The organism is Psychrobacillus psychrodurans (genome assembly GCF_050209195.1).
Lineage (GTDB): Bacteria > Bacillota > Bacilli > Bacillales_A > Planococcaceae > Psychrobacillus > Psychrobacillus psychrodurans.
On the sequence record NZ_CP189791.1, the window covers coordinates 389,811 to 414,351 of the forward strand.

A 24,541-nucleotide genomic window follows, 5' to 3' on the forward strand; every position below is an offset into this window, starting at 1 on the left:
TGATTAGTGTAGATAAAATTCAGGAGGTAAAAATAATGGTCTATTTCCAAAATGTCGAGAAAGTTAAATTTGAAGGTGCAACTTCAAAAAATCCTTATGCGTTTAAATTTTATAATCCAGAAGAGAAAATTGGCGGTAAAACGATGGAAGAAATTTTAAGGTACGCTGTTTCTTACTGGCATACGTTTACGATGGATGGATCGGACCCTTTCGGAGCAGGAAGTATGAACCGCCCTTGGGATAAGTTTAGTGGGCTGGATTTAGCAAAAGCGCGAGTAGAGGCATCGTTTGAGTTTTATGAAAAGATGGATGTCCCGTTCTTCTGCTTCCATGATATCGATATTGCACCGGAAGGAAGTAATCTTAAAGAAAGTAATCATAACTTAGATGTGATTGTTAGCATGATAAAGGATTATATGAAAAATAGTAAAGCAAAATTGCTTTGGAATACGGCGAATAACTTTACGCATCCTCGCTTTGTTCATGGCGCAGCAACTTCAAGTAATGCAGATGTTTTTGCATACTCTGCTGCTAAAGTGAAAAAAGGATTAGAAATTGGTAAGGAGCTTGGCGCACAAAATTACGTTTTCTGGGGTGGACGCGAAGGCTATGATACTTTACTAAATACAAATATGAAACTAGAGTTGGATAACTTATCTCGCTTTTATCATATGGCTGTAGACTATGCTAAAGAAATTGAATTTGATGCACAATTCTTAATCGAACCAAAACCAAAAGAGCCTTCTACTCACCAATACGATTATGATGTTGCAACTGCCCATGCATTTTTACAAAGCTACGGCTTAGAAAATTCATTTAAATTTAATATCGAAGCAAACCATGCAACACTTGCTGGTCACACATTTGAGCATGAGCTTCATTATGCTCGTATTAATAATATGTTAGGTTCCGTTGATGCGAACCAAGGTAACCCACTTCTAGGCTGGGATACAGATGAGTTCCCAACAGATCTATGGACTACAACTCTTGCAATGTATGAAATTTTGCAAAACGGTGGACTAGGCAGGGGAGGTTTAAACTTTGATGCGAAAGTTAGAAGAGCGTCATTTGAACCGGAGGATCTATTCCATGCACATATTGCTGGTATGGATGCTTTTGCAGTAGGTTTGCGAGTTGCACAAAACTTGATAGATGATAAAGTGCTTGAAAATGTTGTGGATGAACGCTACAAAACGTATAAAGAAGGTATCGGACTAGATATTGTAGAAGCCAAAACAGATTTCCATAAGCTAGAAGCGTATGCTTTGGGACTTCAAGATATTAAACAGACTTCTGGACGTTTGGAGCAAATCAAGGCGACAATCAATCAGTATTTATTGCAATCATTTAATAAATAATTTGAATGCATTTGGTAGGAGAGCTGAGCTATGAAATATGTTATTGGTGTAGATTTAGGAACGAGCGCTGTGAAAATATTGCTAGTTAATAAAAATGGGGAAGTTGTTCGAAGTGTATCGAAATCCTATCCTTTAATACAGGAGAAAACGGGCTATAGTGAACAAAACCCAGAGCACTGGGTGGACCAAACTCTATTGGGATTAAAGGAACTATTGAAGGATTTCAAAGGGGATGTAGCGAATATTGAAGGGATGAGTTTTTCAGGACAAATGCATGGCCTTGTTCTATTAGATAAGAAAAATGATGTTTTACGTCCTGCAATTCTCTGGAATGATACACGCACTACAGCTCAGTGTCAGCAAATTTATGATGTGATAGGTGATGATAGACTGCTTGAAATAACAAAAAATCCTGCTTTAGAGGGTTTTACTTTGCCAAAAATATTATGGGTCAAAGAACATGAAGCACAAATATTTGAGCAGGCAAAGACATTTGTACTCCCGAAGGACTATTTACGATACAGGCTCACAGGCCAGCTTCATATGGAGTATTCGGATGCTGCAGGAACACTTCTATTGGATGTTAGTAGGAAAGAATGGAGCACAACCATATGTGCGTCATTGGATATCGAACCTAGTCTGTGTCCACCATTGTTAAATTCGCATGACGAAGTTGGTACTATTTCTTTAAGTGTTGCACAAGCTACCGGTCTTTCAGCAACAACTCGTGTGTTTGCAGGTGGTGCGGATAATGCTTGTGGTGCAATTGGCTCAGGAATTTTAGAGGATGGAAAAACACTTTGTAGCATAGGAACATCTGGTGTTGTACTATCGTATGAAGCAAACTCGGATAAGGATTTCGAGGGGAAGGTTCATTATTTTAATCACGGAGCATCAGAATCCTTTTACACAATGGGTGTAACACTTGCCGCAGGTCATAGTTTGACTTGGTTTAAAGAGGTTTTTGCAAGTGAAGAGTCGTTCCAGGAATTATTATCTGGGGTAGGGAATGTTCCGATAGGGTCACATGGATTGCTATTTACCCCTTATCTAGTTGGTGAAAGAACCCCGCATGCAGATGCAATTATTCGTGCTAGTTTCATCGGAATGGATAGTTCGCATCAGCGTAAAGACTTTGTTCGTGCTGTTTTAGAAGGAATAACATTCTCCTTGCATGAATCTATTGAAATTTTTCGGAAAAATGGAAAGTTGATAGATACAATTGTATCTATTGGCGGCGGTGCACAAAATGATGATTGGCTTCAAATGCAAGCAGACATTTTCGATGCAAAAATTGTTCGGTTAACTAGCGAACAGGGACCAGGAATGGGAGCAGCGATGCTGGCGGCTTATGGATGTCAATGGTTTGACTCATTAAAAGGTTGTGCAGATGAGTTTTTAAAGGAAGATAAACAGTTTAATCCTATTGAAGCAAATGTGGAAAAGTATAAGAAGTTATTTCCTATTTATCAAGAAGTCTACAGTCAAACGAAGAGTCTAAATAAAGAACTTTTGGAATTCCGTAAGTAAGGATGATGAAGAGTCTCAACTATATAGTTGGGGCTCTTATTTACAAAAGGGAGGAGTAGTAAGATGAATTATCGTCAAATTGGCAGTACAGATTTACAGGTAAGTGAGTTAAGCTTTGGTACTTGGGCAATAGGTGGAGCATGGGGAAAAACAAATGACGAGGAATCATTAAAAGCACTAGATTATGCAATTGGTAACGGGGTAAACTTTTTCGATACTGCGGATGTATATGGTGATGGGCATAGCGAAGAGCTTTTAGCTAAAGCAACACAAGGAAAGCATGCAGATATCCATATTGCTACGAAATTTTGTAGAGCAGCTGATGTGCATGATCATCATACATATTCCATGGGAAGTGTAACTAAATACTGTGAGGATAGCTTAAGACGACTTGGGAGAGAGCAAATTGATTTGTTTCAAATTCACTGTCCACCTCTAGAAATTTTAAAGGAGGGTCAATTATTTGATGTACTTGATCGTTTAAAGGAGCAAGGGAAAATTCGCTATTACGGTGTCAGTGTAGAAACAGTTGAGGAAGGATTACTATGTTTGGAGCAGCCTAATGTTCGTAGCCTTCAAGTAATTTTCAACATCTTCCGACAAAAGCCGTTGGATGATTTATTTCCTAAAGCAAAGGAAAAGGGTGTTGGGATTCTTGCGCGAGTTCCACTTGCTAGTGGACTGCTGACTGGAAAATTTAATGTAGATAGCAAGTTTGAATCAGACGATCATCGTAACTTTAACCAAAGTGGAGAAGCGTTTAATGTTGGTGAAACCTTTGCGGGACTAGGATTAGAAAAAGGCGTGGAATTAGCAGGAAAGCTAAAATGGATCGCGGAAGGTAGAGATAATATGACCCGCGCTGCATTGAAGTGGATATTGGAGCATGATGAAATTTCATGTGTCATACCAGGCTTTAAAACAGTTGCTCAAGTAAAGGATAACTTGCAAGCGGTGAATGTAAGTTCATATACAGCAGAAGAAATGCTGAAACTAGCTAAATTTTATAAAGAAGAAGTCCACAGTGAAATTAAAGGAGTTTATTAGTAACTTTCTGTGTGAATGAAACGAGTTATTGAATTTTAAAAGTAAAGGTGGATGATTGGATGAAGAACATTCGTTGGGGAGTATTAAGTACGGCAAATATCGCACAGCAACAACTAATACCTGCAATTTCCAGAGCAAGTAATGCAGAGCTAGTAGCAATTTCGAGTCGTGGAAGTCAAGTGCATCCAGTAGCCTCTAAATTAGGTATTACTAAGTCCTATGAAAGCTATGAAGAGCTTCTAAACGATTCAGAAATAGAAGCTGTTTACATTCCACTTCCTAATCATTTACATAAGGAATGGGTATTTAAAGCGGCTAAGCAAGGAAAGCACATACTCTGCGAAAAGCCAGTGGCGCTAACAGCCCGAGAAGCTGAAGAGATGGTAGAAGTATGTCGTGAAAACAACGTTAAGTTCATGGAAGCCTTCATGTATCAGTTACACCCACAGCATCAGCGAGTGAAAGAAATTATTTCCTCAGGCGAAATTGGGGATATAAAGCTTATCAAATCGAGTCATTCCTTTTACTTACAATCCCGTGTTGATAAATTTAGAATGGACAAAGCGATGGGTGGTGGGGCTCTTTATGACGTTGGTTGTTATAGCATTCATGTAATTCGCTATTTGTTAGATTCAGAACCGGTTTCTGTGCAATGTTTTGCGGAATTAGACCCTGAAACAGGTGTAGATACGAGTACATTTGGATATTTAAACATGGGTAGAAACGTGCGGGCTATATTTGACTGTAGCTTTGATATGACTGGTAGGAATGAGTATGAAGTAATAGGTACAAAAGGCACGATCAAAGTACCTTTTGCCTTCCGACCAGATAACAATGGAGGAGTAGGAAAAGTTATTACACAAGTAGCAAATATGGTTCGTGAAGAGAGTGTATACGGGGATTTATACCGACTTGAAGTTGAGCATTTTTCAGATGTCATACAAACAAATGGTGATCCAGAAATTACAGGGATTTCTACTATTAATAATATGCGAGTAATAGAAGCTTGTTATCAATCTATTCAAACTGGAGAACTCGCAGTGATAAAGTAACATAAGAGAGGGTTGAATTGGTGAGTGTTAGTGCAAGAGAAGCTATTTGGATTTATAGATGATCGACCCGTTACATTATTTACAGTAAGAAATAAAAACGGTTTTGAAGTATCCTGCATGAATTATGGTTGCGTAATTACGGAAATTTTAGCATCTGATCGAAGGGGGAAATATGAAAATGTAGTATTAGGATACGATACATTAGAGGAATACGGTCGAAATGCCAAGTATTTAGGAGCGGTTGTAGGTAGAGTTGCTGGTCGTATTAAGGGAGGTTCCTTCCGTTTAGGAGAGGATGTCTACAATATTCCTATGAATGAGAATAACAACCATTTACATGGAGGTCCTAAAGGATTCAGTCATGTATTATGGAATTCTACTATACTGGAAGGTGACCACGAAACAACAATCGAGTTTACTTATTTAAGCCGAGATCGAGAAGAGGGTTACCCCGGAAACCTGGAGATGAAAGTAGCTTATAGAATTCTACATGATGAAGATACGTTATCTATTACATACTCGGGTATTTCCGATAAGGACACATTATTAAATGTAACGAACCATTCGTATTTTAATCTTAGTGGAAATCTGAAAAGGGATGTATTAGATCATGAACTAATGATTGATAGTCCTGCTTATTTGGAGTTGAATGAGGAGTTTATTCCAACTGGAAATTTAGTTCCAGTAGAGAATTCTGTATTCGATTTTCGAGAGAGTCGTAAAATTGCTGATGGAGCAACTTCTGTTCATCCCCAAAATGTATTAGTAGGCAACGGTTATGATCATCCATTTTTATTGAAAGAAAACGAATCAAGTGTAATGGTATTAACGGATGAGGCAAGTGGTCGGCAACTGGTAGTAGAAACGACAGAAACTGCCGTTGTTCTCTATACAGGCAATAACTTGGGCAACTCTGAAATAATGAGAGGAGAACAACTAAGGGATTATTTAGGTATATGCTTAGAAACACAAGGTCCACCTGATTCCATCCATCATCCTCATTTTCCTTCGTCCATCCTACAAGCAGGAAAAGAGTATAAATCAACAACTACTTATTCTTTTGGGGTTACCATGATTGAATGATAATAAAAATGCCGAGAGAAGTATATAGACACTTCTTCCGGCATTTTTTTCTATTAAAATTGAATTTCATCCGGGTCAGGACCCATGCGAACATTAGTAGCTAAAGTGGCAATTGCTTCCATATCCTCAGAGGATAACTCGAAGTCAAAGACATCAAAATTTTCTTTAATGCGAGTAGGGGTAATCGATTTTGGCAAAGCAACTCTACCTAACTGTAAATGCCAGCGAAGTACTATTTGTGATGGAGACTTCCCGTACTTTTCAGCTAACTGGTTGAATAAATCAAAATCCAAGAACTTTCCTTGCATTAGTGGGCTCCAAGCCTCTACATGAATACCTTTTTTGGATAAATAATTCACATAGTCGTGCTGTGGTAATTGCGGGTGTAGCTCAATCTGATTGACCATAGGAGTCATCAATCCAGCTGCTTCTAATTGTTCCAAGTGATGTTCTTTAAAATTGGATACGCCGATTGCTTTTATCTTTCCTTCATTGTACAGCTCAATAAGTGCACGCCACGCTTCTACAATACCATCAACTGGCCAATGGATTAAACATAAATCCAAATAATCAGTTTTTAGGCGGTTAAGAGATTCTTGGAATGCTTCTTTTGTACGGCCGGCACGTATATCATCGTTCCAGATTTTTGAAGTTAGGAAGATGTCCTCACGTGCAACACAAGAAGCAGTAATTCCTTTTGCGACTCCTTCTTCATTTCCATAAGTAGCAGCAGTATCAATATGACGATAACCGACTCGCAAAGCTTCTTCTACAGCAGCGGGAGCTTCTGTTTCGTTGTCAACTTGCCACACCCCAAAACCAATTTGAGGGATTTTCAAACCATTGCTAAGTGTAATAAATTCCATATTTATCTCTCCTCTCGAAAATTTAATATTACCATTTGCACCACTTAGTTTCCATTAGAAGTGCTTCAAACTCCAAACCTCTGTCTATATCCACATTTTCTGCACATTTCTTCGACTGCTTCTCTTCTTGTAAATCCATCATACAAATTATTTGCCCGTTCACTCTCAATAATGTCTGAGAAAGAATTATTATGGATATTACCTAAGTTAATAACGCCTTCACCATCTAGACAACATGGTACGACGGTTCCATCTACGAGAATAGCCGCTTGGTTGCGAAGAGCATGGCAAAAGCCTTTTCCATCATCCTCTGGTGCAAGTAAACTCGGCCATTGAAACTCATGATCCTGGTTCAAATAGACATTATGAGCGATTTTAATCCCTTTACCAGGTTGTACTTTTTCTTCAATTTTAAAATCTAGATTATATTCTTTTTCAAGTATTTCCAATGTTTCTCGATTTCTCCGTTGTGCAACTTCTGAAACTTGATCCCTCTGTAAGTTCCATAATCGGTAGGAAATAATAACATTGTGTTCCTTGGCTTCTCGTACAAAATCCAGAATATCTCCTAAATATTTCTCGCGATTTTCTGATCCTTCATGACCATCGAAACTATGTAAAGAGAAATTGATTTGACGAAGTGCTGGTTTGCCCAATAGTTTATGTCTATTTTTATTGATAAGGGTACCATTAGTTGTAATATTAACTTTAAAACCCTTGGCATGACTAGCATCCAATAATTGATCCACCCGTGGATGTAAAAGTGGCTCACCTTTTACATGGAGGTAAATATATTTTGTATGTGGTCGAATCTCATCTAATGTTTTATTAAATGCATCTAGTTTGAGGATATTTTTTGCTCTACTTGTCGGTGGACAGAAGCTGCAAGCAAGATTACAAACGCTAGTAATTTCAATATACATTTTCTTAAAGGTTTTCAAGGTATGTTCTCCATTCCATTTCTTATTACTCTCATTTTATCAGAATATCTCCTATTGTTGATTAGATTTTGAATATAAAAAAACACCCACAAATGGCAACTGACCAATTGGGGTGTAATAAAATTAAAGGTCTATAATTTCATCATAACCGATCATTCTATCCATATGACTAGCGATCATAGCTATAATAGTGCTGGCTTCATCTTTTTTAAAAGTAAATGTACTTTCGTCTTCAAGTTCTTCATCATCTGTCCAAATACGACTCACTCTACGGAGAACACCATCACCATTAGCGCTGTCTACACCGAACTGATAAGTTACTTCCATTTCATCATCTATTAGAAATGCAGTGACTTCAGGGGTTTCCCATTCCACATCAATTTCCTCGACTGTGATTTCGTCAGTGTCATCTTCAAAGTCGTCATCATCATTATCGTCCAAATAATAAAATTCACTATCACTATCACTATCGTCCGTAAGAAACTCGTGAAAACTTTCGTGAACAGCTTCTACAATATCAGTAATATCATCCAATATTATTCTGGTAGGCTGTAGAAGTTCAACATCAAAGCTTTCTACATAGAACTCTTCATTATAAGGATCAAACAGAATGGTACAAAAATAGTCTCGTTCCTCGTCTTCTGTACTAACAAAAAATTCAATTCTTGGATGTTTAGAAGCACGGTTAATATTCATATGACCGACTTGGTCATACTCTTCACAAATCGAATTCAAGTGATCCTGTAGCTCCTCTGTTACTCTGTCAAACCATTCTGTAGTAATAGTCATTACCGCCCTTCATCATTTTCTCCTTCTATCTTGTCCCAACTAAAAAAAATTATTCCAGAGAATGAAAGAAATTAAGTACGACCGAATAATTTTAAAAAGATAGGAGACGATAAAATTTGTATGACAAAAAATAAGAGGAGGAATTGAAGTGACTCGTAATAATAAACCAAACCCAGATGATCGTTCAGATAATGCAAAAAAACTAAAAAAAATGGTAAAAAACACAATCGATAATATGGAAGCTGCTGAAGAAACAATGGAACACACCATTGGAAACAATAGGGAAGCCATTAGAGAGAAAAACGAACGTCGAAAAGAAAGTATTGAAGGTTTCCGAAGAGAAATTCTAGACGAAGCAGAAAATCGAAAGAAATAATCAAAAAAAGACCTATTGATTTTTGATCAATAGGTCTTTTAACATTATGAAGCGGGTGAAGAGAATCGAACTCTCATCATCAGCTTGGAAGGCTGAGGTTTTACCACTAAACTACACCCGCATATATGGTGGCTCAGGACGGAATCGAACCGCCGACACAAGGATTTTCAGTCCTTTGCTCTACCGACTGAGCTACTGAGCCAATTCAGTTTGCACTAAGCTGCACATCTCTTCGTCAACTTCATTCGTTCAGTCAGTCACGTACTTTAGTACGTTCCTTCTTTCACTCATTTGTTTCCTCGACCTGTTTGCTTATTCCAAACTTCTAATCGATTTGTGCTAAGCTGCGAATCTCTTTGTCAGCTTGCTTATCCTAAATCTCACAAAATAATAAATGGCGGTCCCGACCGGGATCGAACCGGCGATCTCCTGCGTGACAGGCAGGCATGTTAACCGCTACACCACGGGACCATTTGGTTGCGGGGACAGGATTTGAACCTGCGACCTTCGGGTTATGAGCCCGACGAGCTACCACTGCTCCACCCCGCGACGTTAAAATACTTACAAACACCATGATACTGCGCTCAAAAAAAGTAGGACACCTGCTTCGGCTTCGCCTGCATCGGTGTTAATCGTCATCTTCGTTAGACGATTTGCTCCACCCGCGACAATAAGAAATTTATAACTACCAACAAAAAAATAAAAATGGAGGAGGAAGAGGGATTCGAACCCCCGCGCGGTATGACCCGCCTGTCGGTTTTCAAGACCGATCCCTTCAGCCGGACTTGGGTATTCCTCCGAGGTTAAATAATAGATTTGATATAATTCAAATCATTTGCGACTTTTATATTATATATCATTATCGACCAGAAAGGCAATCTTTTTTTTTGTGAAAAAAATAATTAGTTTTAAAACAGCAGTCTTTGTGAGATTCTCTGTGATTTCAAATCAGGAAAATCTAACTAAGCTAGAATTATTGCTAATCGACTTTCTCTTTATTTCACAAACTTAAACATACACTTCTATTTTTGGGACAACCTAAGGAAAAGTAATATGAGGTGATGAAAATGATTATAGAAAAGTCATCGGAATGGGCAGAGGGTTTAATCAAACGTTTGGAAAATATTGAGCCATGGGATAATTGGACTCTTTATAATATGAGCTATGAAATTGTGAAAAACAATTTAATCACTGAGTTTACTGGCCTTCAATCTCCTAAGTATTTGACTAATTTGAAACCACTCGAACATCAATTGAATGTTGCTGAAACGGTTATTGAAAGGATGAATGGAAAAGCAATTTTGGCTGATGAGGTGGGACTTGGTAAAACAATTGAAGCAGGTTTGATATTGAAAGAATATCTTGTTCGTGGATTGGTAAAGAAGGCTTTAATATTGGCTCCGGCCTCTCTTATCAATCAATGGGTGGAAGAGCTGCATTATAAATTTTATATACCAGCTGTGCCTTATAAGAAAAATACTCCACTAGAACATTGTGAAGTTGTTGTTTTAAGTATGGATACTGCGAAAAAAAGTCCTCATAGAGAGCTCATCTTTGCACAGGATTATGACATGATTATTATTGATGAGGCGCATAAGTTAAAAAATCACAAAACCAAAATTTACGAATTTGTGCAGAGTTTAAAGAAAAAGTTTTGCTTACTGTTAACTGCTACGCCTGTTCAAAATGATGTGTTTGAACTATTTAATCTCATTTCTCTATTAAAACCTGGGCATCTTGGAAACTACGAGGCATTTCAGTCGGCATTTTCTGCTAGCAAACATGATTTAGAGCATGATGATTACTTGAAAGAATTAGTAAACCAGGTGATGGTTCGAAACCGTAGACAAGATACAGGGATAGAATGGACGAATCGCCAAGTTAATATTATTCCGATACAGTTTTCTGACGAAGAAAAAGAAGTGTATGAAATGATAGTGAACCTCAAAAATATCTCTCCTATTTTTTCAGGTGCATTTTCGATGATTACACTTCAAAAGGAAATGTGTAGTAGTAAGGAAGCTACATTTCTTACATTAAATAAAATGCGGCAAAATTGTTCAAATCCCGAGGAAAATGCTTCTGTTGAAAATGTTATGCAAAGATTGATGGCATTAGAGACAAACTCAAAAGCAGAAAAAGCATATGAAATAATTTCACAAGCAAAGGATAAAGTAATCATTTTTACAGAATATAAAGCAAGTCAAGCTTACTTACAGTGGTATTTGCATACAAAAGGTATTACAAGTGTGCTTTTTAATGGGAAATTCAATAAAAATAAACGAGATTATATGAAGCATTTATTCAAAGAACACGCCCAAGTATTGATAGCTACCGAATCTGGTGGGGAAGGTATTAACCTTCAATTTTGTCATCATGTGATCAATTACGATTTACCGTGGAACCCGATGAAGTTAGAACAACGTATAGGACGTGTGCACCGGCTTGGCCAAGAACATGATGTTCATATATACAATTTGGCAATTGATAACACCATTGAAATAGATATTTTGCAGCTGCTCTACAAAAAAATTGATGTTTTTGAAAAGGTTGTAGGTGATTTAGATGATATATTGTCCGCTTTCAAGAAAACGATTTAAATTGGGACATGTAAAGGAGGATATATATGTATCCGCAACAGGTTCAACATTATTTGCGTACTTTTTTCACTGAAAATAATTGTCAGTTTGTGAATGATACGGATCATTATCTTACCGTTCAGCTAACGATTGATATGGATAAACGAATAATGAATAGACCCTATTATTGGCAATACGTTGAAAGCGTTGGCGGTGTACCTTGTCCGTCACAGCTCACATTAATAACTGACCAAACAAAATTAAAAGAGAACATTAAAGGAGAATTGGTACATTTCGGATCACCACGACTTGGCCAACTTTTTCAAGTAACGCATGAAATGGGTACTTTTATCCAAATGTTTGAACAAGTGGAGGAATCGAACAAACGTCCAATTTTAACTCCGTGGCTAGTGGTGAATTATAAAGTTTCATATTACAGTAACCAAACGAAAGAAATGCTTCATTCACTTGGTCTTAATCTAATGAATGGCAGTATCATAACGGACTTTCATGCTTCTTTAAGCGAGACAAATATCGCTCCCGAAATGCCACCTAATGCTTTTCTATTACCTTTCGTTATAAAACCAATTCGTGGTTTAGAACGGCTAGATGGAGTAGTTGAAAACTTCATTCAGAATGATGATCATTCATGGGCAGCACAAGCGGAAAAAAGGTGGCAACGTGATATACGAGTATTAGAATTTTTCTATGAAGGTGTAGAAGAAAAACCCGAGAGCTACGAAATGGAGAAAACAGCATTACAACAACAGTATGAAGCAAGAATAAAGATCGAAATTATAAATGGAGGCCTATTTTATTTAAAATAGGCCACTCTAAAAACCCATCTTGAATTTTTATTCAAGATGGGTTTCATGTTATTTGCGTGAGCTTCATGAGAAAAATAAAGCGGCAGAAGTAGACGGTTAATACTAATCTATTTAGAGCTAGCTGCCTATCAGCGGTTTACCAGTAACTGACTTACTAAAGTATATGAAAATTTTCTGAGTTTTTGATTTCAAAAACTTCAGAAGTTATTCATTATTAACCTCGAGAGTGGACTTTTTCTCCTTGAACCCAAACTTCTCGTATATTTTCAGGTCGTATAAGATACATCATTTTTTGAAAAGCATCCTGTAAGTCATGATTAGAATCATAAAGAGGGAGATTAGTTGTGTCGATTACTTGTACATCCCAAATATAATTTTCAGCTAAACGACCAATAGGTAGGCTAAGACTGTCACCTCCACCTACAGTAGCGAGGTAGAAGGCTTCTTTGACTGTGACACGTGACCCAGGAACTCCACGTTCATCTGCCGGAAGTTTTGTATTCACTCCATCCTCTAGCATTCTAGAGGAGATTACCGATTGTTTTATATTATCGTAAAGACTCGGAGAAAAACCTCCTGATATATCTGTCCCTAACCCGATTTCTACACCCTTTGAATGGAAGTGTGCGATTGGGATGACACTATTGGCAAAGTAGGCATTGGAAATAGGGCAATGAGCTATTGCAGTTCCTGTTTCAACAAATAAATCAGCATCCTCGTCACTTATGAAATTACAGTGTGCCATTACGGATTTATCACTTAACAGACCAAAATCATTTAAAGCGAACGCATCATTTTTCTGAAACCGATCCTGAACGTATTTATGCTCCCAATCACTTTCACTACAGTGAGACTGTATGTGCGTATTATATTTAGCTGCAAGATTTCCCAATCCTTGTAATGCCTCATCAGTACAACTTGGTATAAAACGAGGAGTTACAACTGGATATACTCCTTGCTTAGAAGTCTCACCTAATTCTTTAACGGCTAGTATAAATTCTTCTGTATCGGCTAAAGCAGTATTTGTATCCGTATCTCGATAGAAGTCTGGATTTTCTTCGGGATTATCCATAACTACTTTTCCAACGAGTCCACGTTGGCCTTTTTCTGCGCATATTTGTGCGAGTAATATACTTGCCTCTTTATGCACTGTTGCAAAATAAAGAACCGTCGTTGTTCCATTCGCTAGAAGGGTACTGACAACATCGTTGTAAACTTTATTGGCGAAATCTAAATCCGCGAACCTAGATTCAATTGGAAATGTATATGTATTTAACCAATCATTTAGTGGGATATCTAGCGCTGTTCCTGCCTGCGCCCATTGTGGTGCATGGACGTGTAAATCGACAAATCCAGGCAAGAAATATTGATGATCCTCTAACTGATGGAAATTTTCTTTTCCTTTATAGGAACTGACTAAATTTTGATATTCTGAATGTTCCGGAGCAATAATTTTATCAATCATTCCATCTGCATTCACAAAGAAAAGATTATTTTTTAATATTTGTACTTCTGTTGGGGATTTGCTCGTAAAAGCTGTCCCTAGAAAAATCTGTGTATAATCTCTCATAAAATTCCCACCTCATTTAAATAAGTTTATTGTACCAAAGTAATGGATCAATTACCTTTAGCTTAGCCATGCGATAGGCTATGCAAACTTTTCTTGTTGGATACTACTTGCTTAATTGAGTGAAAGGTGGCGACTCCAGCGGGATAAGCGAGAAAGTCAAATATGTTAATATTTTCTCATTCAATAAAAGCCCCACCGTAATGGTGAGGCATTTTTTAAATAAAAGTCTAAGAACCCAACATTATGTCATTCAGTGAAAAATTCAACTGAAATGGCAACCATCAGCCTCATTTCCTTCTTAAGTACCTTAAATCTTAACTGATCATTCTATAATTTCTTATCTTTAAAAAAACACAGAAAAGTATCTGTGCTTTCATCAATCGTATAAAGTATCCTGTATAGAGCCATCTTCCTCATAAATCGTTAATATTCCGTTTTGTTCATTTACATATGGTTTTGCTTTTTGAAGTAGTTCTTCTTTCGTTTCCTCTACTATTATGGCACGTTTACCGTCTGCTTTCATGAGGACCCAGTCAGTTTCACGAGAAATAACTTCGTATGTGACACGTTCCTCTCCATCACCATGTATTGCTTTTCTTGCCTGAGAAGTAGCGATAGAAATCGCTCGTCCCTCCTCATAATCATCTTCTAACAATGCATTGGCAATTTCAATGGCTTTCTCCCTTACATCTGCATCTAAGTTTTTCATTGAATCAGGATAATCGCTTTTATTCCATGGCATAGTAACGCCTCCTTAGCATCCGTTTCCCCGTTTTTGAGGGTCTGAAACGTATATGAATCATTAAAAGCTATTTTGGACATTCTATATGATGAAAGGAGGAAGGAAGTTTGGGATATCAAGCAAGCTCTAAAATACATATTAACTTACTTATTATTGTTATCCTCGTATTAATATGGTCAGCTATCAACCCATTAGATTATCTAGATTGGCTAGCGGAAGTAAGCCCAGGGTTGGTTATTATTATCATACTGACCTTAACCTATAGGAAGTTCCGATTTACAACATTGTCATACTTTATCATAGTCTTTTTGTGTATTCTTACATTTATAGGAGGTCATTATACATATTCTGAGGTTCCTTTGTTCAATTGGATCAAGGAGGAGTTTGATTTAAAACGGAATCATTATGATCGTATGGGCCACTTTTTTAAAGGTTTCTCCGCAATTGTAGTAAGAGAGTTATTACTACGCCTTACACCATTATCAAACGGAGCTTGGTTGTTTGGAATCACGACAAGCATCATCTTATCCATTGCAGCATTATACGAAATTATTGAGTGGTTAAGTACCAAAATTTCGAAAGGTGGCAAAGCTGCTAAAGACTTTGTAGGTATGCAAGGAGATCAATGGGATGCTCAATGGGATATGGCGTTAGCCTTCACAGGTTGTTTAATCGCTTTACTAATCTTATCGAAATGGCATAATAAGTTACTAAAAAAGTAATATTACAAATGTTGCAACGTGTCGAATTTTGTCACTTAAATGATATTTTCTTCTAATGATATTGCAATGGTTCTGTCATATGTAGATGGTATGATGAATCTCGTTAGTGAAAAGGAGGAAATTCATTTTATGAAAAAACACATTATTGCACTAACCGCAATTGCAACACTATCAGTAGGAGCGGCAGGACAAGCGTCTGCATCAAGTGTTCATACGGTAGAAAAAGGAGATACACTTTGGTCTATTTCTCAAGCAGAGAATGTAAGTGTACAGGACTTACAGCAATGGAACAATCTTAATTCAACTATTATATTTCCATCTCAACAATTAAAAGTAGAGGAAGCTCTAGAAACTTACGTTGTTGTTTCAGGAGATACATTATCTAGTATTGCAAAAAAACATAATATGACTATAAAACAATTAATGACTAGTAATCAGCTAACTAGTGATTTAATCATACCTGGAGATAAATTAGTGTTGGAAGGATCGAATGTTATACAGCCTAAAGTAAGTGCAGCTACGACGACTTCAGCTACTTCTAACGCTCCAACTTCGGAGGCAAAAGCAACTGCTTCTGTTGAGAAAGAGTTAACGATGACTTCAACAGCTTATACAGCGTCATGCGTAGGTTGTTCGGGGATTACAGCTACTGGTATTAACTTAAAGGCAAATCCAAATCAAAAAGTTATATCTGTTGATCCAAATGTAATTCCATTAGGTTCTCGAGTATGGGTAGAAGGCTATGGAGAAGCAATTGCTGGTGATACTGGCGGTAGTATTAAAGGAAATAAAATAGATATTTTCATTCCGTCTAAACAAGCAGCGATCAATTGGGGACATAAAACAGTGAAAGTTAAAATTTTAAATTAATCCGTATGTATGAATAAATGTAGAGACCAAGCGAATATATTCGCTTGGTCTCTCTTACTTTCGTTAATACATAACTTCAAGCGTTGATCTATTAAGTTATTGAAGGTATAAATTAGAAAGTAAATTCACTACTCATTATGCAGGGAAGTCTATCAAGGAAATACGACGACAATCAGCAACTACTAATCCGCCCAATTCTTCTCTAAAATATGCAAGATGCGTATCTTCTTCAAAGTTTATAAAACGAAATACGGACTCACTGAAACCATCCACTACGATTTCGTTTACACGTTGATTTGGAGAGAGCGTTGCTAATAAACCACAAATACCTTCTTCTCTTCTTTGGTTCATGTTTATCACACCTCCTTTAAAAAATTCTCCTCGTACTGGAGGAGATACTATAATATATTAATTTTGAATCTCAGAAACTAAGTTAATATCCTAATAGTGGAAAGTAAATTTGTAGAGAGGGTTGTACACTGAGATTTGCAAGTAAAAGAAGTTTATAAAGTAGTGAGTCTCCAATTTCAAATAATGTTAGAATCGGAATAATAAAAAGTTGATTATGACTGAAGTCATAACCAACTTTTTATATACTCTTATTCCCAATGAATGCCTTCTATTTTTTCGATATCGATGGAGATAGTTTGAGTACCACTTGCAAAAAAAGCAATTCCCGTATTTTGATTGACTAAAACTAGTTTTTCTACGGGAATTGCTACACCACTTAAAATAACTTGTTTGATGGGGGAGTCTGGGGGGAGCTTGGATAGATGTCTACCTATATTTCCTTTAGCATATAATATTTTTTCGATAGATGCTTTTACTTCAGTTAATGTGTCGTTATGTCTTACTTCAGTCTCTTTTATGTTCCCTAAGCTATCGGTTACTTTTTTAAGTTGCCGATTTTGATTATCGGATAGTTGAAGCAAAAAACCTTGCTGTCTATTAAGGCTATCTTGTAAGTAATTGTATATGTCATCCTGCTGTGTTATTTGAAGTTTGATTTCCTCAAATATTAATTCATCCATTTCCTCGGAAAGTTCCTGTTTTTCACTCAGACAGTTATTGAAATGGTTTTGTTCTTTAAACTGATTTAAGATTAAGTCAAACTGATTATTTTGAGTTTCTGACAACTCAATTAAAATTTCTTTTTGTCTGTTAAATTGTTCGTTTAATAGATTGAATATTTCTTCCTGGTGATCAATCTTAGATAGGACGCCATTGGAAAAAATGGTGTTATTTTGTATTAACTCATCTTGTTTATCGGAATATATTTTGTACAAGAGGTTCTGTTCTTTTAAGTTTTTCGATACGATAGTAAAAAAGCGATTTTGTTCTTCTATTACATTTTGTATTATTTCCCTTTGCGTATCAAATTGTTTTCCATGTTGGCCTAATTGAGCATTAATGTTGTCGAAAGAACTGTTTTGTTTAATGGCAAAGTTATTAAGGAAATTTCGTTGTCTATTTACACTTCCTTGTAATTTGGTTAACGCTCTCTCTAAATTTTCTGTTCGTTTATTAGTTACCTCGTTAAAATCAGATTGGTTATCCAAATGTACATGGATTAAATGAAGTGTTTGCCCTACTTTTTGTAATTGGGACTTGGATTCTTTTGAGGTTTGTGCAAAATTGAGCAGTATCTTTTTAATATTTCCATAATCATATCTATGATTATTATTTAACTTGTTAAGGATTATGTTTTGATCACGTATATCATTTAAAATTGTTTTGCAGGATTGGTCCAGCTGAGAAACACAGTTCATAAGATGCTTATTTACGGATGTTTGTTCTTCTAGAAACTCTAAATGGGGATTGTTGTAAAAATGATTTTGGTTATTATTCTTTCCCAGGGCAGCGGAAACTAAATGGACCTTCGATTCTTTCACTTTTTCATACTCCTTTTACACTGAAAGTCATTATGCCTTATTTTATGAACGTTATTGTTATTTGTGATGAATAAAGTTGTTGTTAAAATAAACATATAAAAAAGGTGGTAATTCCATGTTGTATTCAGGTATTCCAACACTATCGGTTCCTATGGTGCGAGTCATTACGGTAACTGGTAGTGGGGTGGTAGAGGTCTCACCAAACTATGTTCAACTTCAAGTAGAAGTAAGGACAGAAGGGGAAGAGGTACAACAAACACAGGCTGAAAATGCGGAAATCATGAGCCGCGTTATTCAGTCTGTGTTGGCTTTAAATATCCCGAGGGAAAATATACAAACAGCGGCTTTTAATGTTTTTCCTCAATATGATTATATAGAAGGAAAACAGTTATTTAGAGGATATGAGGTGACGAATGCTATTACGGTTAAAATAGACGATGTTGGAAAAGCTGGTATAGTAATCGATACTGCGGTGGCGAATGGTGCCAATAGTATATCGTCAATTCAATTTGGACTAGATAATCCAGAGCTTGTTTATCAACAGGCACTTCAGCGGTCTCTACATGATGCGCAAGTTAAAGCTCAAACCATTGCGCAAACGATGAAGCTCACACTACATCCACAACCAATTTCCATCGTGGAGGAGCAGCAACAAAGTGGACCAGAGCGTTATAAAACGTTATCTATGGCTAGTTCACAGGCGGGAACACCGATTGAGCAAGGGGAGATTTCTATAACTGCAACCGTTACTGTAAAGTACCAATATTAAAATAACGGACATTTTCTTAAACTGGGCGACTGCTTTTAAAGGTCCATTAACCACAGCTAAAAAAAATCCCTGTGTATGAAATTTATACACAGGGATAATTTTATTAAATATTAAATTTAGATACTCTTACTTGTAAATCCTCAGCAAGGTTTGCTAAAGAGACAGCCGCAGCAGATACTTCTTCCATTGATGCAAGTTGTTCTTCGGAAGCTGCAGCAACAGAAGATGAACTATCAAATGTGTCGCTTGCTACTGTAGACATATTATTAGCTTGTGTTGCAACGTCTCTTACAATGTTATGAATGTTATTTGTTATGGACGATATATCTCCAACTTGTTCTTTTACTTGCCCTACAGATGTCAGGATATCCTGGAAAGTTTCTTCTGTATGATGCGCGATTGTAAGCCCGGAATCAACTTTTTCCTTAACACCATTAATAGATGTTACCGTTTGCTTCGTATCCTTTTCAATTTCGTTAGCAATATCGGATATGTCAGAGACCGATTTTCTAGTTTGTTCCGATAGTTTTCTAACTTCATCTGCAACTACTGCAAAGCCTTTACCTGCTTCACCAGCACGTGCAGCTTCGATCGCCGCATTTAAGGCAAGCAGATTAGTTTGTTCGGCAATGTCCGTTATTAGTTTTAATATGTGAACAATCTCTTTAGAACGCTCATTGAGCGTAACAAGTGCTTGATCTGTTTCTAATACTGCATCATTTATTAATTTCATCTGTGCTACAGTATCTTGAACGAATGCAGATCCTTGCATGGTTTTCTCATTTGTTGCAATCGTTATTTCCATTGTGTCTTTTGCTTTTTCTGCAATTAGAGTTATTGCATTTGAGCTTTCTTCAGCAGAGCGAGCTGATTCTTTTGCCATATTTGTTTGGTGTTCTGCTCCTTCTGAAACCTGTTGAATTGAAGTAGAGATTAGTTCGGTACCCTTCATGGTCTCGTCTGCACTTGCCATTAACTCTTCAGCGGAAGCTGCTACTTGATTGGAGCTATCAGAGACATGGGTAATGACTTCTCTTAAATTCAGCGTCATTTGTTCAAAGGATTTCTGTAATGTAGCCACTTCATCACGGGTTTTTACCTGTACAATATCTACTGCAAGGTTTCCATTTGCAATTTCCTCAGCATTTTTGGTAATGTCGCGTATTGGTCGAACAATCCTGTTTGTAAAGAAAATCACCAATGTAATACTACCAACTAGTAAGAGGACTATTAAAATAATCGAAATGTAAATAATTCCATCAATCTTGTTTTGCAAATTACTTTGCATAATCGAATATTCAGCAGTAATATTTCGTTTTAATCGAATCACATCATTGATTAATCCTTTGGTACGTGTGGATTGTCTTTTTATCTCTGCAAGGTTTTGCTCTGAAATTGCTTGATTAGAATAATTTAATATTTCTTCGTACTTTTTAGCTATGCTAGTATTCAGTTGTTTCTGATCGGTTGTTGTTAAGGAAGGAGTTAGCTGATCGTTTATAGATTTTGTTGATGCTAAATCTACCTCAATATCATTTTTATTGCTTTCTGATATGTTAAGGGAATATACACTTAATGATTTTTGTAAACTTTTTGCTGAACTATTTAACTCTTCTACTTTAACTAAAGCTTCCACAATTTCTTCCGTAGAGGATTTTAACGCCGTTAGTTGAATTATGTTATAGGCGATGATGCAAGCAGATAGTAGCAAAGGAATAATTGATATCATTAATATCTTCTGTTTAAGCTTCATTATTCAAGTCACCTAATTTCTATTGTAGTATTTTAATGGAACCACTTGCGATATCTTCTTGTAGTTTTGCTAATCGATTTTGCTCAGCAGTAGATAGATCGATTACACGAATTGGTGCTATACTTACGCCATTTTCTTTTATTCCTAATAGTTGATCTTTTTGGGGGATTTTATTGGTTTCTACAAGTTCTTGAACGGTATTAAAAATAGCGACGTCCACTTGTTTTAGCATAGAGGAGACCACTGCTTTCTCAGCCAAATAAAACTGGTCGCTATCTACTCCAAATGAATAAGTACCTGAGCGCTGTGATTCATTTATAACGCCTACTCCTGTAAATCCAGCAGCTGGATATATAAAGTCAGCTTTAGCTGAAATCATTTCCGCTGCAATGCTTTCACCTAATTTATCGTTACCAAATTCACCTGCGTATTTAGACAAAATAACAGCATTCGGATTTTCAGACTTCACTCCAGCCGTAAAACCTTTTTCAAATTTATGAATGAGAGGAACATCCTCGCCTCCAACAAATCCTATGACATTACTTTTTGTTTTCATGCCCGCGATTGCTCCTAGCAAGAACGATGCTTCCTCTTCTTTAAATGTTACATTGTATACGTTGGGTAGCTCCGATTGAGCATCTATCAGTAAAAATGATTCTTCTGGATATTTTTTTGCAATAGTTTCGAGATCCTCTTGGATGGCAAACCCTAGTCCGATTATTAAGTCGTTACCGGATTTCACTAGCTCTTCTAAGCCTTTTGCATATGTATCTGTATCATCAATTTCACGGTAATCAAATGAAATATTTAACTCGTCACGTGCTTTTTCTAAACCTTGGAATCCTAAATCAGAGAATGATTGATCTCCAAGTCCAGCGTCGGAAAGCATAATACCGACTTTTAGCTGATGGGATTCAGAAGTCGTGTCCCTCTCAGCACATCCACTTATGACCAATAAAAACATGAATAATAACCCAATCACAATACTATTTTTCATAAAGCCACTCCTAACATAATAAATATTGTTGTACTATACTACTATCGATTCAAAACCCGAGATATTTAATAGGTTTTGTTTACATTAATAATTCAGAAATTTAGAGGGGAAAGAAAAAGAGGAGCCATAGTTTGGCTCCTCTTTTAAAAGATAGGGTATAAAATGTTCTGTGAACACTGGATTCGTAGAGTTTTAAAGATAAGATTGGGCAAACCTATCACTTAGATGGTAAGAGTAGTCCAAATTTATTTAGTGAGACATCATCTATGATTTCTATTGAATTAGAAATGCTGTTATTCAATGATATTAATGCGGACAGTAAAATTTCTTTGTAATAGCGTCCAGTTCAACATTAATGATTTTCAAATACGCGGTAAAATAGTAAGTACCATAGACTTCAATTATCCGTTTACTTCAGGCGCATGGTTGATTGGAGCGTAGCGAAAATCTTTTTTGCGACGAGCTTGCGCAGGAGCAAAGGAAGCGGCTGAAGCCGTGCCCACGGAAAGCGTCCGCCCAGAGCCGAAATCAACAATATCTATGTTTCTGTTCTTAAAACATTATTATTTATTACTCGAATTTTTATCTTAGGTTATTGCTGATTCCAAACAACCAGCTTTGTCTCTGTCATTTCATGAATTGCATATTTAACACCTTCTTTACCGGTACCGCTTTCTTTCACACCTCCGTATGGCATTTGGTCAATACGATAGGTAGGAATATCATTAATCATGACACCTCCAACTTGTAATTCCTTCGAAGCTTTAAATGCTGTTTGTATATCATTTGTGAAAATGCCAGCCTGTAAACCAAAATCGGAATTGTTGATAGCGGAAATGCCTTCTTGAATAGAAGAAATACGGTTAACTACAACGATTGGTGCAAAAACCTCCTGGCAAGAAACTTTAGAGGTTGAGGAAACATTTGCTAAAATAGTAGGTAAGAAAACACCATTTTCTATTGTGCCACCAGAGATAATCTTAGAGCCTTGTTCGACTGCTTCTTGTACCCAGCTTAGCGCACGTGCTTGTTCGTCGGGATGAATCATAGCCGAAATATCTGTTGATTCATCATCTGGGCTTCCAATTACGAGCTGGTTTGTTAGTGTGGAAAATTGCTCCAGAAACTCATCGTATATTTCATCCATTACATATGTGCGCTGTAAAGAGATACATACCTGACCTTGGTTAGAAAATGCACCCATTACGCATTTTGGAACAATTTGAGCTAAATCTACATTTTTGTCGATAATTAAGCCTGAGTTAGAACCAAGTTCTAGAGCTACTTTCTTCAATCCTGCTTTATCTCGAATACCTTTTCCAACTGCAGGACTACCAGTAAATGTTATCATTTTTACTTTGTCGTTTTTGACTAGTGCATCTCCAATAGTTTTTCCGCTACCCGTCACTACATTGAATACACCTTTTGGCAGTGCTGTTTGATCGATTAATTCCGCTAAAAAGAGTGCAGAAAGGGGAGTTTGTGAGGCTGGTTTCAAAACGATTGTGTTGCCAGCAGCAATTGCAGGACCAACTTTGTGTGCTACTAAGTTTTGTGGGAAATTAAATGGTGTAATCGCCCCAATTACTCCAATTGGTTCTTCAATTGTATAGCCAAAACGGTTTGCCCCGTTTTTTGCTGCGTCCATTGGAATCATCTCTCCAGTTAATCGTTTAGCCTCCTCTGCAGCGAATTTATAGGTTTCAATCGTACGATCAATTTCACCTAATGCATATTTAATAGGTTTAGCGGCTTCTAAAGAAATGATTTCCGCAGCTTTCTGACGATTATCCATAAATAATTGTGCAATTTGTTCTAAAATGGCTGCTCTTTCGTATGCAGTTAAAGCTGCCATTTGTTTTCTTGTTTCATACGCAATGTCAATTGCTGTTTCAACATCTTCAAGAGTAGCTTGTGGAATCTGTGCTATAGCTTCTTTTGTATGGGGAGAAAGTAGTTCTGTATATTTATTTGAAGATTTCCATTCACCATTTACGAAATAATGCTTTTTCATCGAATCATCCTTTCAAGATTATACTTAGTGTGATTAGCCGATATGGATCGCAATATAGCTGAAATACCTGTTCTAACTCTACCATACCCATTAATACCAGTTCTAATATTCCCATGTATTCTAGTAATCAAAAAAATCGCTTGATGCGTGCACATCAAGCGATTAGTATTATATTTTAATCGTCATAACGATCGTCGTCATCATCGTCGTCTAGCTCAGATTCAAGGATCTTCCCTGTGGTTGCATCGATTGTGAACTCTGCTTTGCCCTTGGCTGTGCGAAGCTCAATTTCATATTCAAACTGACCATCATCCGAATCTAATTTGATTTCTGATAGTGTTCCTTTAATTTGTTTCTGAGCAATTTCAATTGCTTTAGCTTCTGTTATAAGCTTAGCATTAGTAGGCACTTGATCATCATCGTCGTCTTGGTCATCGTCATCTTCTCTTATATTTAAGACTTTTGCTGTGTAAGCTTCGACGCGTACTTCGTATTCTTTAGATTTTTCTGCATCGATATCTACATCATAAAATGTCTTTCCGTTTCTTTGTTCCAATTCTACACTTTCAATTTTTCCATCTACTTGCGTAAGTGCCACTTCTTTAGCCTTTTCCATACCGATCAATTTTTCGTTTTGCGATTTACTTATTTTAAGGTTGTCGTCATCTGCTAGAGCATTAATCGTAAGTCCTCCGCTAATCACAAGTGCAGCTGCTAATGAACCAATTACTATTTTTTTCATTTATTTCTCCTCCTAAGTTTTG

At 36.8% G+C, this 24,541-nt stretch carries 22 protein-coding genes and 5 tRNA genes; 11 read left to right on the forward strand and 16 right to left on the reverse strand.

The window, feature by feature from the left end; all coding sequences use genetic code 11:
* Positions 1 to 35 precede the first annotated feature (35 nt).
* From xylA to ACQCPR_RS01990, 5 genes are all read left to right on the forward strand, one after another.
* Positions 36 to 1,358: a xylose isomerase gene (gene xylA, locus ACQCPR_RS01970; protein WP_427138022.1), complete on the forward strand. Its 1,323-nt coding sequence runs from the start codon at positions 36 to 38 to the stop codon at positions 1,356 to 1,358.
* Between the two features lie 30 nt (positions 1,359 to 1,388).
* The gene (gene xylB / locus ACQCPR_RS01975; protein WP_427138023.1) at positions 1,389 to 2,888 is read left to right on the forward strand and encodes a xylulokinase; all 1,500 of its coding nucleotides are present in this window, start codon (positions 1,389 to 1,391) and stop codon (positions 2,886 to 2,888) included.
* 63 nt (positions 2,889 to 2,951) lie between these two features.
* The gene (locus tag ACQCPR_RS01980) at positions 2,952 to 3,935 is read left to right on the forward strand and encodes an aldo/keto reductase (protein ID WP_427138024.1); all 984 of its coding nucleotides are present in this window, start codon (positions 2,952 to 2,954) and stop codon (positions 3,933 to 3,935) included.
* A 59-nt stretch (positions 3,936 to 3,994) separates the two neighbouring features.
* The gene (locus ACQCPR_RS01985; RefSeq protein ID WP_090565001.1) at positions 3,995 to 4,987 is read left to right on the forward strand and encodes a Gfo/Idh/MocA family protein; all 993 of its coding nucleotides are present in this window, start codon (positions 3,995 to 3,997) and stop codon (positions 4,985 to 4,987) included.
* A 24-nt stretch (positions 4,988 to 5,011) separates the two neighbouring features.
* Positions 5,012 to 6,070, forward strand: coding sequence for an aldose epimerase family protein (locus ACQCPR_RS01990; RefSeq protein ID WP_427138025.1), 1,059 nt, complete (start codon positions 5,012 to 5,014; stop codon positions 6,068 to 6,070).
* Positions 6,071 to 6,123: 53 nt separating this feature from the next.
* Here the strand turns inward: ACQCPR_RS01990 and ACQCPR_RS01995 are convergent, their stop codons facing one another.
* The 3 genes from ACQCPR_RS01995 to ACQCPR_RS02005 form a co-directional block, all read right to left on the reverse strand.
* Entirely contained in the window at positions 6,124 to 6,936 is an 813-nt protein-coding gene (locus tag ACQCPR_RS01995) for an aldo/keto reductase (RefSeq protein WP_427138026.1), read from the reverse strand.
* A 65-nt stretch (positions 6,937 to 7,001) separates the two neighbouring features.
* On the reverse strand, positions 7,002 to 7,877 hold the full coding sequence (locus tag ACQCPR_RS02000; protein ID WP_090564995.1) for a radical SAM/SPASM domain-containing protein: 876 nt from the start codon (positions 7,875 to 7,877) through the stop codon (positions 7,002 to 7,004).
* Positions 7,878 to 8,000: 123 nt separating this feature from the next.
* A complete protein-coding gene (locus tag ACQCPR_RS02005) occupies positions 8,001 to 8,660 on the reverse strand; it encodes a hypothetical protein (protein ID WP_427138894.1) in 660 nt (219 codons plus the stop codon).
* A 154-nt stretch (positions 8,661 to 8,814) separates the two neighbouring features.
* Here ACQCPR_RS02005 and tlp point away from each other — a divergent pair, with 154 nt between their 5' ends.
* Entirely contained in the window at positions 8,815 to 9,042 is a 228-nt protein-coding gene (gene tlp / locus ACQCPR_RS02010) for a small acid-soluble spore protein Tlp (protein ID WP_090564993.1), read from the forward strand.
* A gap of 50 nt (positions 9,043 to 9,092) precedes the next feature.
* Here the strand turns inward: tlp and ACQCPR_RS02015 are convergent.
* The 5 genes from ACQCPR_RS02015 to ACQCPR_RS02035 all read right to left on the reverse strand — a co-directional run bounded on the left by ACQCPR_RS02015 (position 9,093) and on the right by ACQCPR_RS02035 (position 9,841).
* Positions 9,093 to 9,163: transfer RNA gene (locus ACQCPR_RS02015), tRNA-Gly, on the reverse strand.
* A 5-nt stretch (positions 9,164 to 9,168) separates the two neighbouring features.
* A tRNA-Phe gene (locus tag ACQCPR_RS02020) sits at positions 9,169 to 9,244 on the reverse strand.
* A gap of 193 nt (positions 9,245 to 9,437) precedes the next feature.
* Positions 9,438 to 9,513, reverse strand: a tRNA-Asp gene (locus tag ACQCPR_RS02025).
* A gap of 3 nt (positions 9,514 to 9,516) precedes the next feature.
* Positions 9,517 to 9,591: transfer RNA gene (locus tag ACQCPR_RS02030), tRNA-Met, on the reverse strand.
* Between the two features lie 157 nt (positions 9,592 to 9,748).
* A tRNA-Ser gene (locus tag ACQCPR_RS02035) sits at positions 9,749 to 9,841 on the reverse strand.
* Positions 9,842 to 10,103: 262 nt separating this feature from the next.
* Here ACQCPR_RS02035 and ACQCPR_RS02040 point away from each other — a divergent pair.
* Positions 10,104 to 11,642 (forward strand): SNF2-related protein, encoded by a 1,539-nt coding sequence (locus tag ACQCPR_RS02040; protein WP_090564991.1) that lies wholly within the window; start codon positions 10,104 to 10,106, stop codon positions 11,640 to 11,642.
* 26 nt (positions 11,643 to 11,668) lie between these two features.
* A complete protein-coding gene (locus ACQCPR_RS02045) occupies positions 11,669 to 12,448 on the forward strand; it encodes a YqhG family protein (protein ID WP_090564988.1) in 780 nt (259 codons plus the stop codon).
* A gap of 214 nt (positions 12,449 to 12,662) precedes the next feature.
* Here the strand turns inward: ACQCPR_RS02045 and guaD are convergent, their stop codons facing one another.
* Complete coding sequence (guaD, locus tag ACQCPR_RS02050; RefSeq protein WP_427138027.1) at positions 12,663 to 14,018, reverse strand: guanine deaminase; 1,356 nt, start codon at positions 14,016 to 14,018, stop codon at positions 12,663 to 12,665.
* A 376-nt stretch (positions 14,019 to 14,394) separates the two neighbouring features.
* Positions 14,395 to 14,760, reverse strand: coding sequence for a DUF2188 domain-containing protein (locus tag ACQCPR_RS02055; protein WP_090564984.1), 366 nt, complete (start codon positions 14,758 to 14,760; stop codon positions 14,395 to 14,397).
* 107 nt (positions 14,761 to 14,867) lie between these two features.
* On the opposite strand from ACQCPR_RS02055, the gene ACQCPR_RS02060 reads away from it, so the two are divergent.
* Positions 14,868 to 15,482 (forward strand): DUF2238 domain-containing protein, encoded by a 615-nt coding sequence (locus ACQCPR_RS02060; protein WP_090564981.1) that lies wholly within the window; start codon positions 14,868 to 14,870, stop codon positions 15,480 to 15,482.
* A gap of 129 nt (positions 15,483 to 15,611) precedes the next feature.
* Positions 15,612 to 16,352 carry a LysM peptidoglycan-binding domain-containing protein gene (locus tag ACQCPR_RS02065; RefSeq protein ID WP_427138028.1) on the forward strand — a complete coding sequence of 247 codons (741 nt, stop codon included), beginning with the start codon at positions 15,612 to 15,614 and terminating at the stop codon, positions 16,350 to 16,352.
* Between the two features lie 135 nt (positions 16,353 to 16,487).
* On the opposite strand, the gene ACQCPR_RS02070 is transcribed toward ACQCPR_RS02065, so the two are convergent.
* Both ACQCPR_RS02070 and ACQCPR_RS02075 read right to left on the reverse strand, forming a co-directional pair.
* Positions 16,488 to 16,703: a hypothetical protein gene (locus ACQCPR_RS02070; RefSeq protein WP_090564979.1), complete on the reverse strand. Its 216-nt coding sequence runs from the start codon at positions 16,701 to 16,703 to the stop codon at positions 16,488 to 16,490.
* Between the two features lie 248 nt (positions 16,704 to 16,951).
* A complete protein-coding gene (locus tag ACQCPR_RS02075; RefSeq protein WP_427138029.1) occupies positions 16,952 to 18,244 on the reverse strand; it encodes a hypothetical protein in 1,293 nt (430 codons plus the stop codon).
* 115 nt (positions 18,245 to 18,359) lie between these two features.
* On the opposite strand from ACQCPR_RS02075, the gene ACQCPR_RS02080 reads away from it, so the two are divergent.
* On the forward strand, positions 18,360 to 19,013 hold the full coding sequence (locus ACQCPR_RS02080; RefSeq protein WP_090564975.1) for an SIMPL domain-containing protein: 654 nt from the start codon (positions 18,360 to 18,362) through the stop codon (positions 19,011 to 19,013).
* Positions 19,014 to 19,116: 103 nt separating this feature from the next.
* Here ACQCPR_RS02080 and ACQCPR_RS02085 read toward each other — a convergent pair whose 3' ends face one another.
* The 4 genes from ACQCPR_RS02085 to ACQCPR_RS02100 form a co-directional block, all read right to left on the reverse strand.
* On the reverse strand, positions 19,117 to 20,766 hold the full coding sequence (locus ACQCPR_RS02085) for a methyl-accepting chemotaxis protein (protein ID WP_427138030.1): 1,650 nt from the start codon (positions 20,764 to 20,766) through the stop codon (positions 19,117 to 19,119).
* A gap of 19 nt (positions 20,767 to 20,785) precedes the next feature.
* Positions 20,786 to 21,763: a BMP family lipoprotein gene (locus tag ACQCPR_RS02090; RefSeq protein WP_427138031.1), complete on the reverse strand. Its 978-nt coding sequence runs from the start codon at positions 21,761 to 21,763 to the stop codon at positions 20,786 to 20,788.
* A gap of 592 nt (positions 21,764 to 22,355) precedes the next feature.
* Positions 22,356 to 23,777 carry an aldehyde dehydrogenase family protein gene (locus tag ACQCPR_RS02095; RefSeq protein WP_340878852.1) on the reverse strand — a complete coding sequence of 474 codons (1,422 nt, stop codon included), beginning with the start codon at positions 23,775 to 23,777 and terminating at the stop codon, positions 22,356 to 22,358.
* Between the two features lie 175 nt (positions 23,778 to 23,952).
* Positions 23,953 to 24,519 carry a PepSY domain-containing protein gene (locus ACQCPR_RS02100; protein ID WP_427138032.1) on the reverse strand — a complete coding sequence of 189 codons (567 nt, stop codon included), beginning with the start codon at positions 24,517 to 24,519 and terminating at the stop codon, positions 23,953 to 23,955.
* Positions 24,520 to 24,541: the final 22 nt, after the last annotated feature.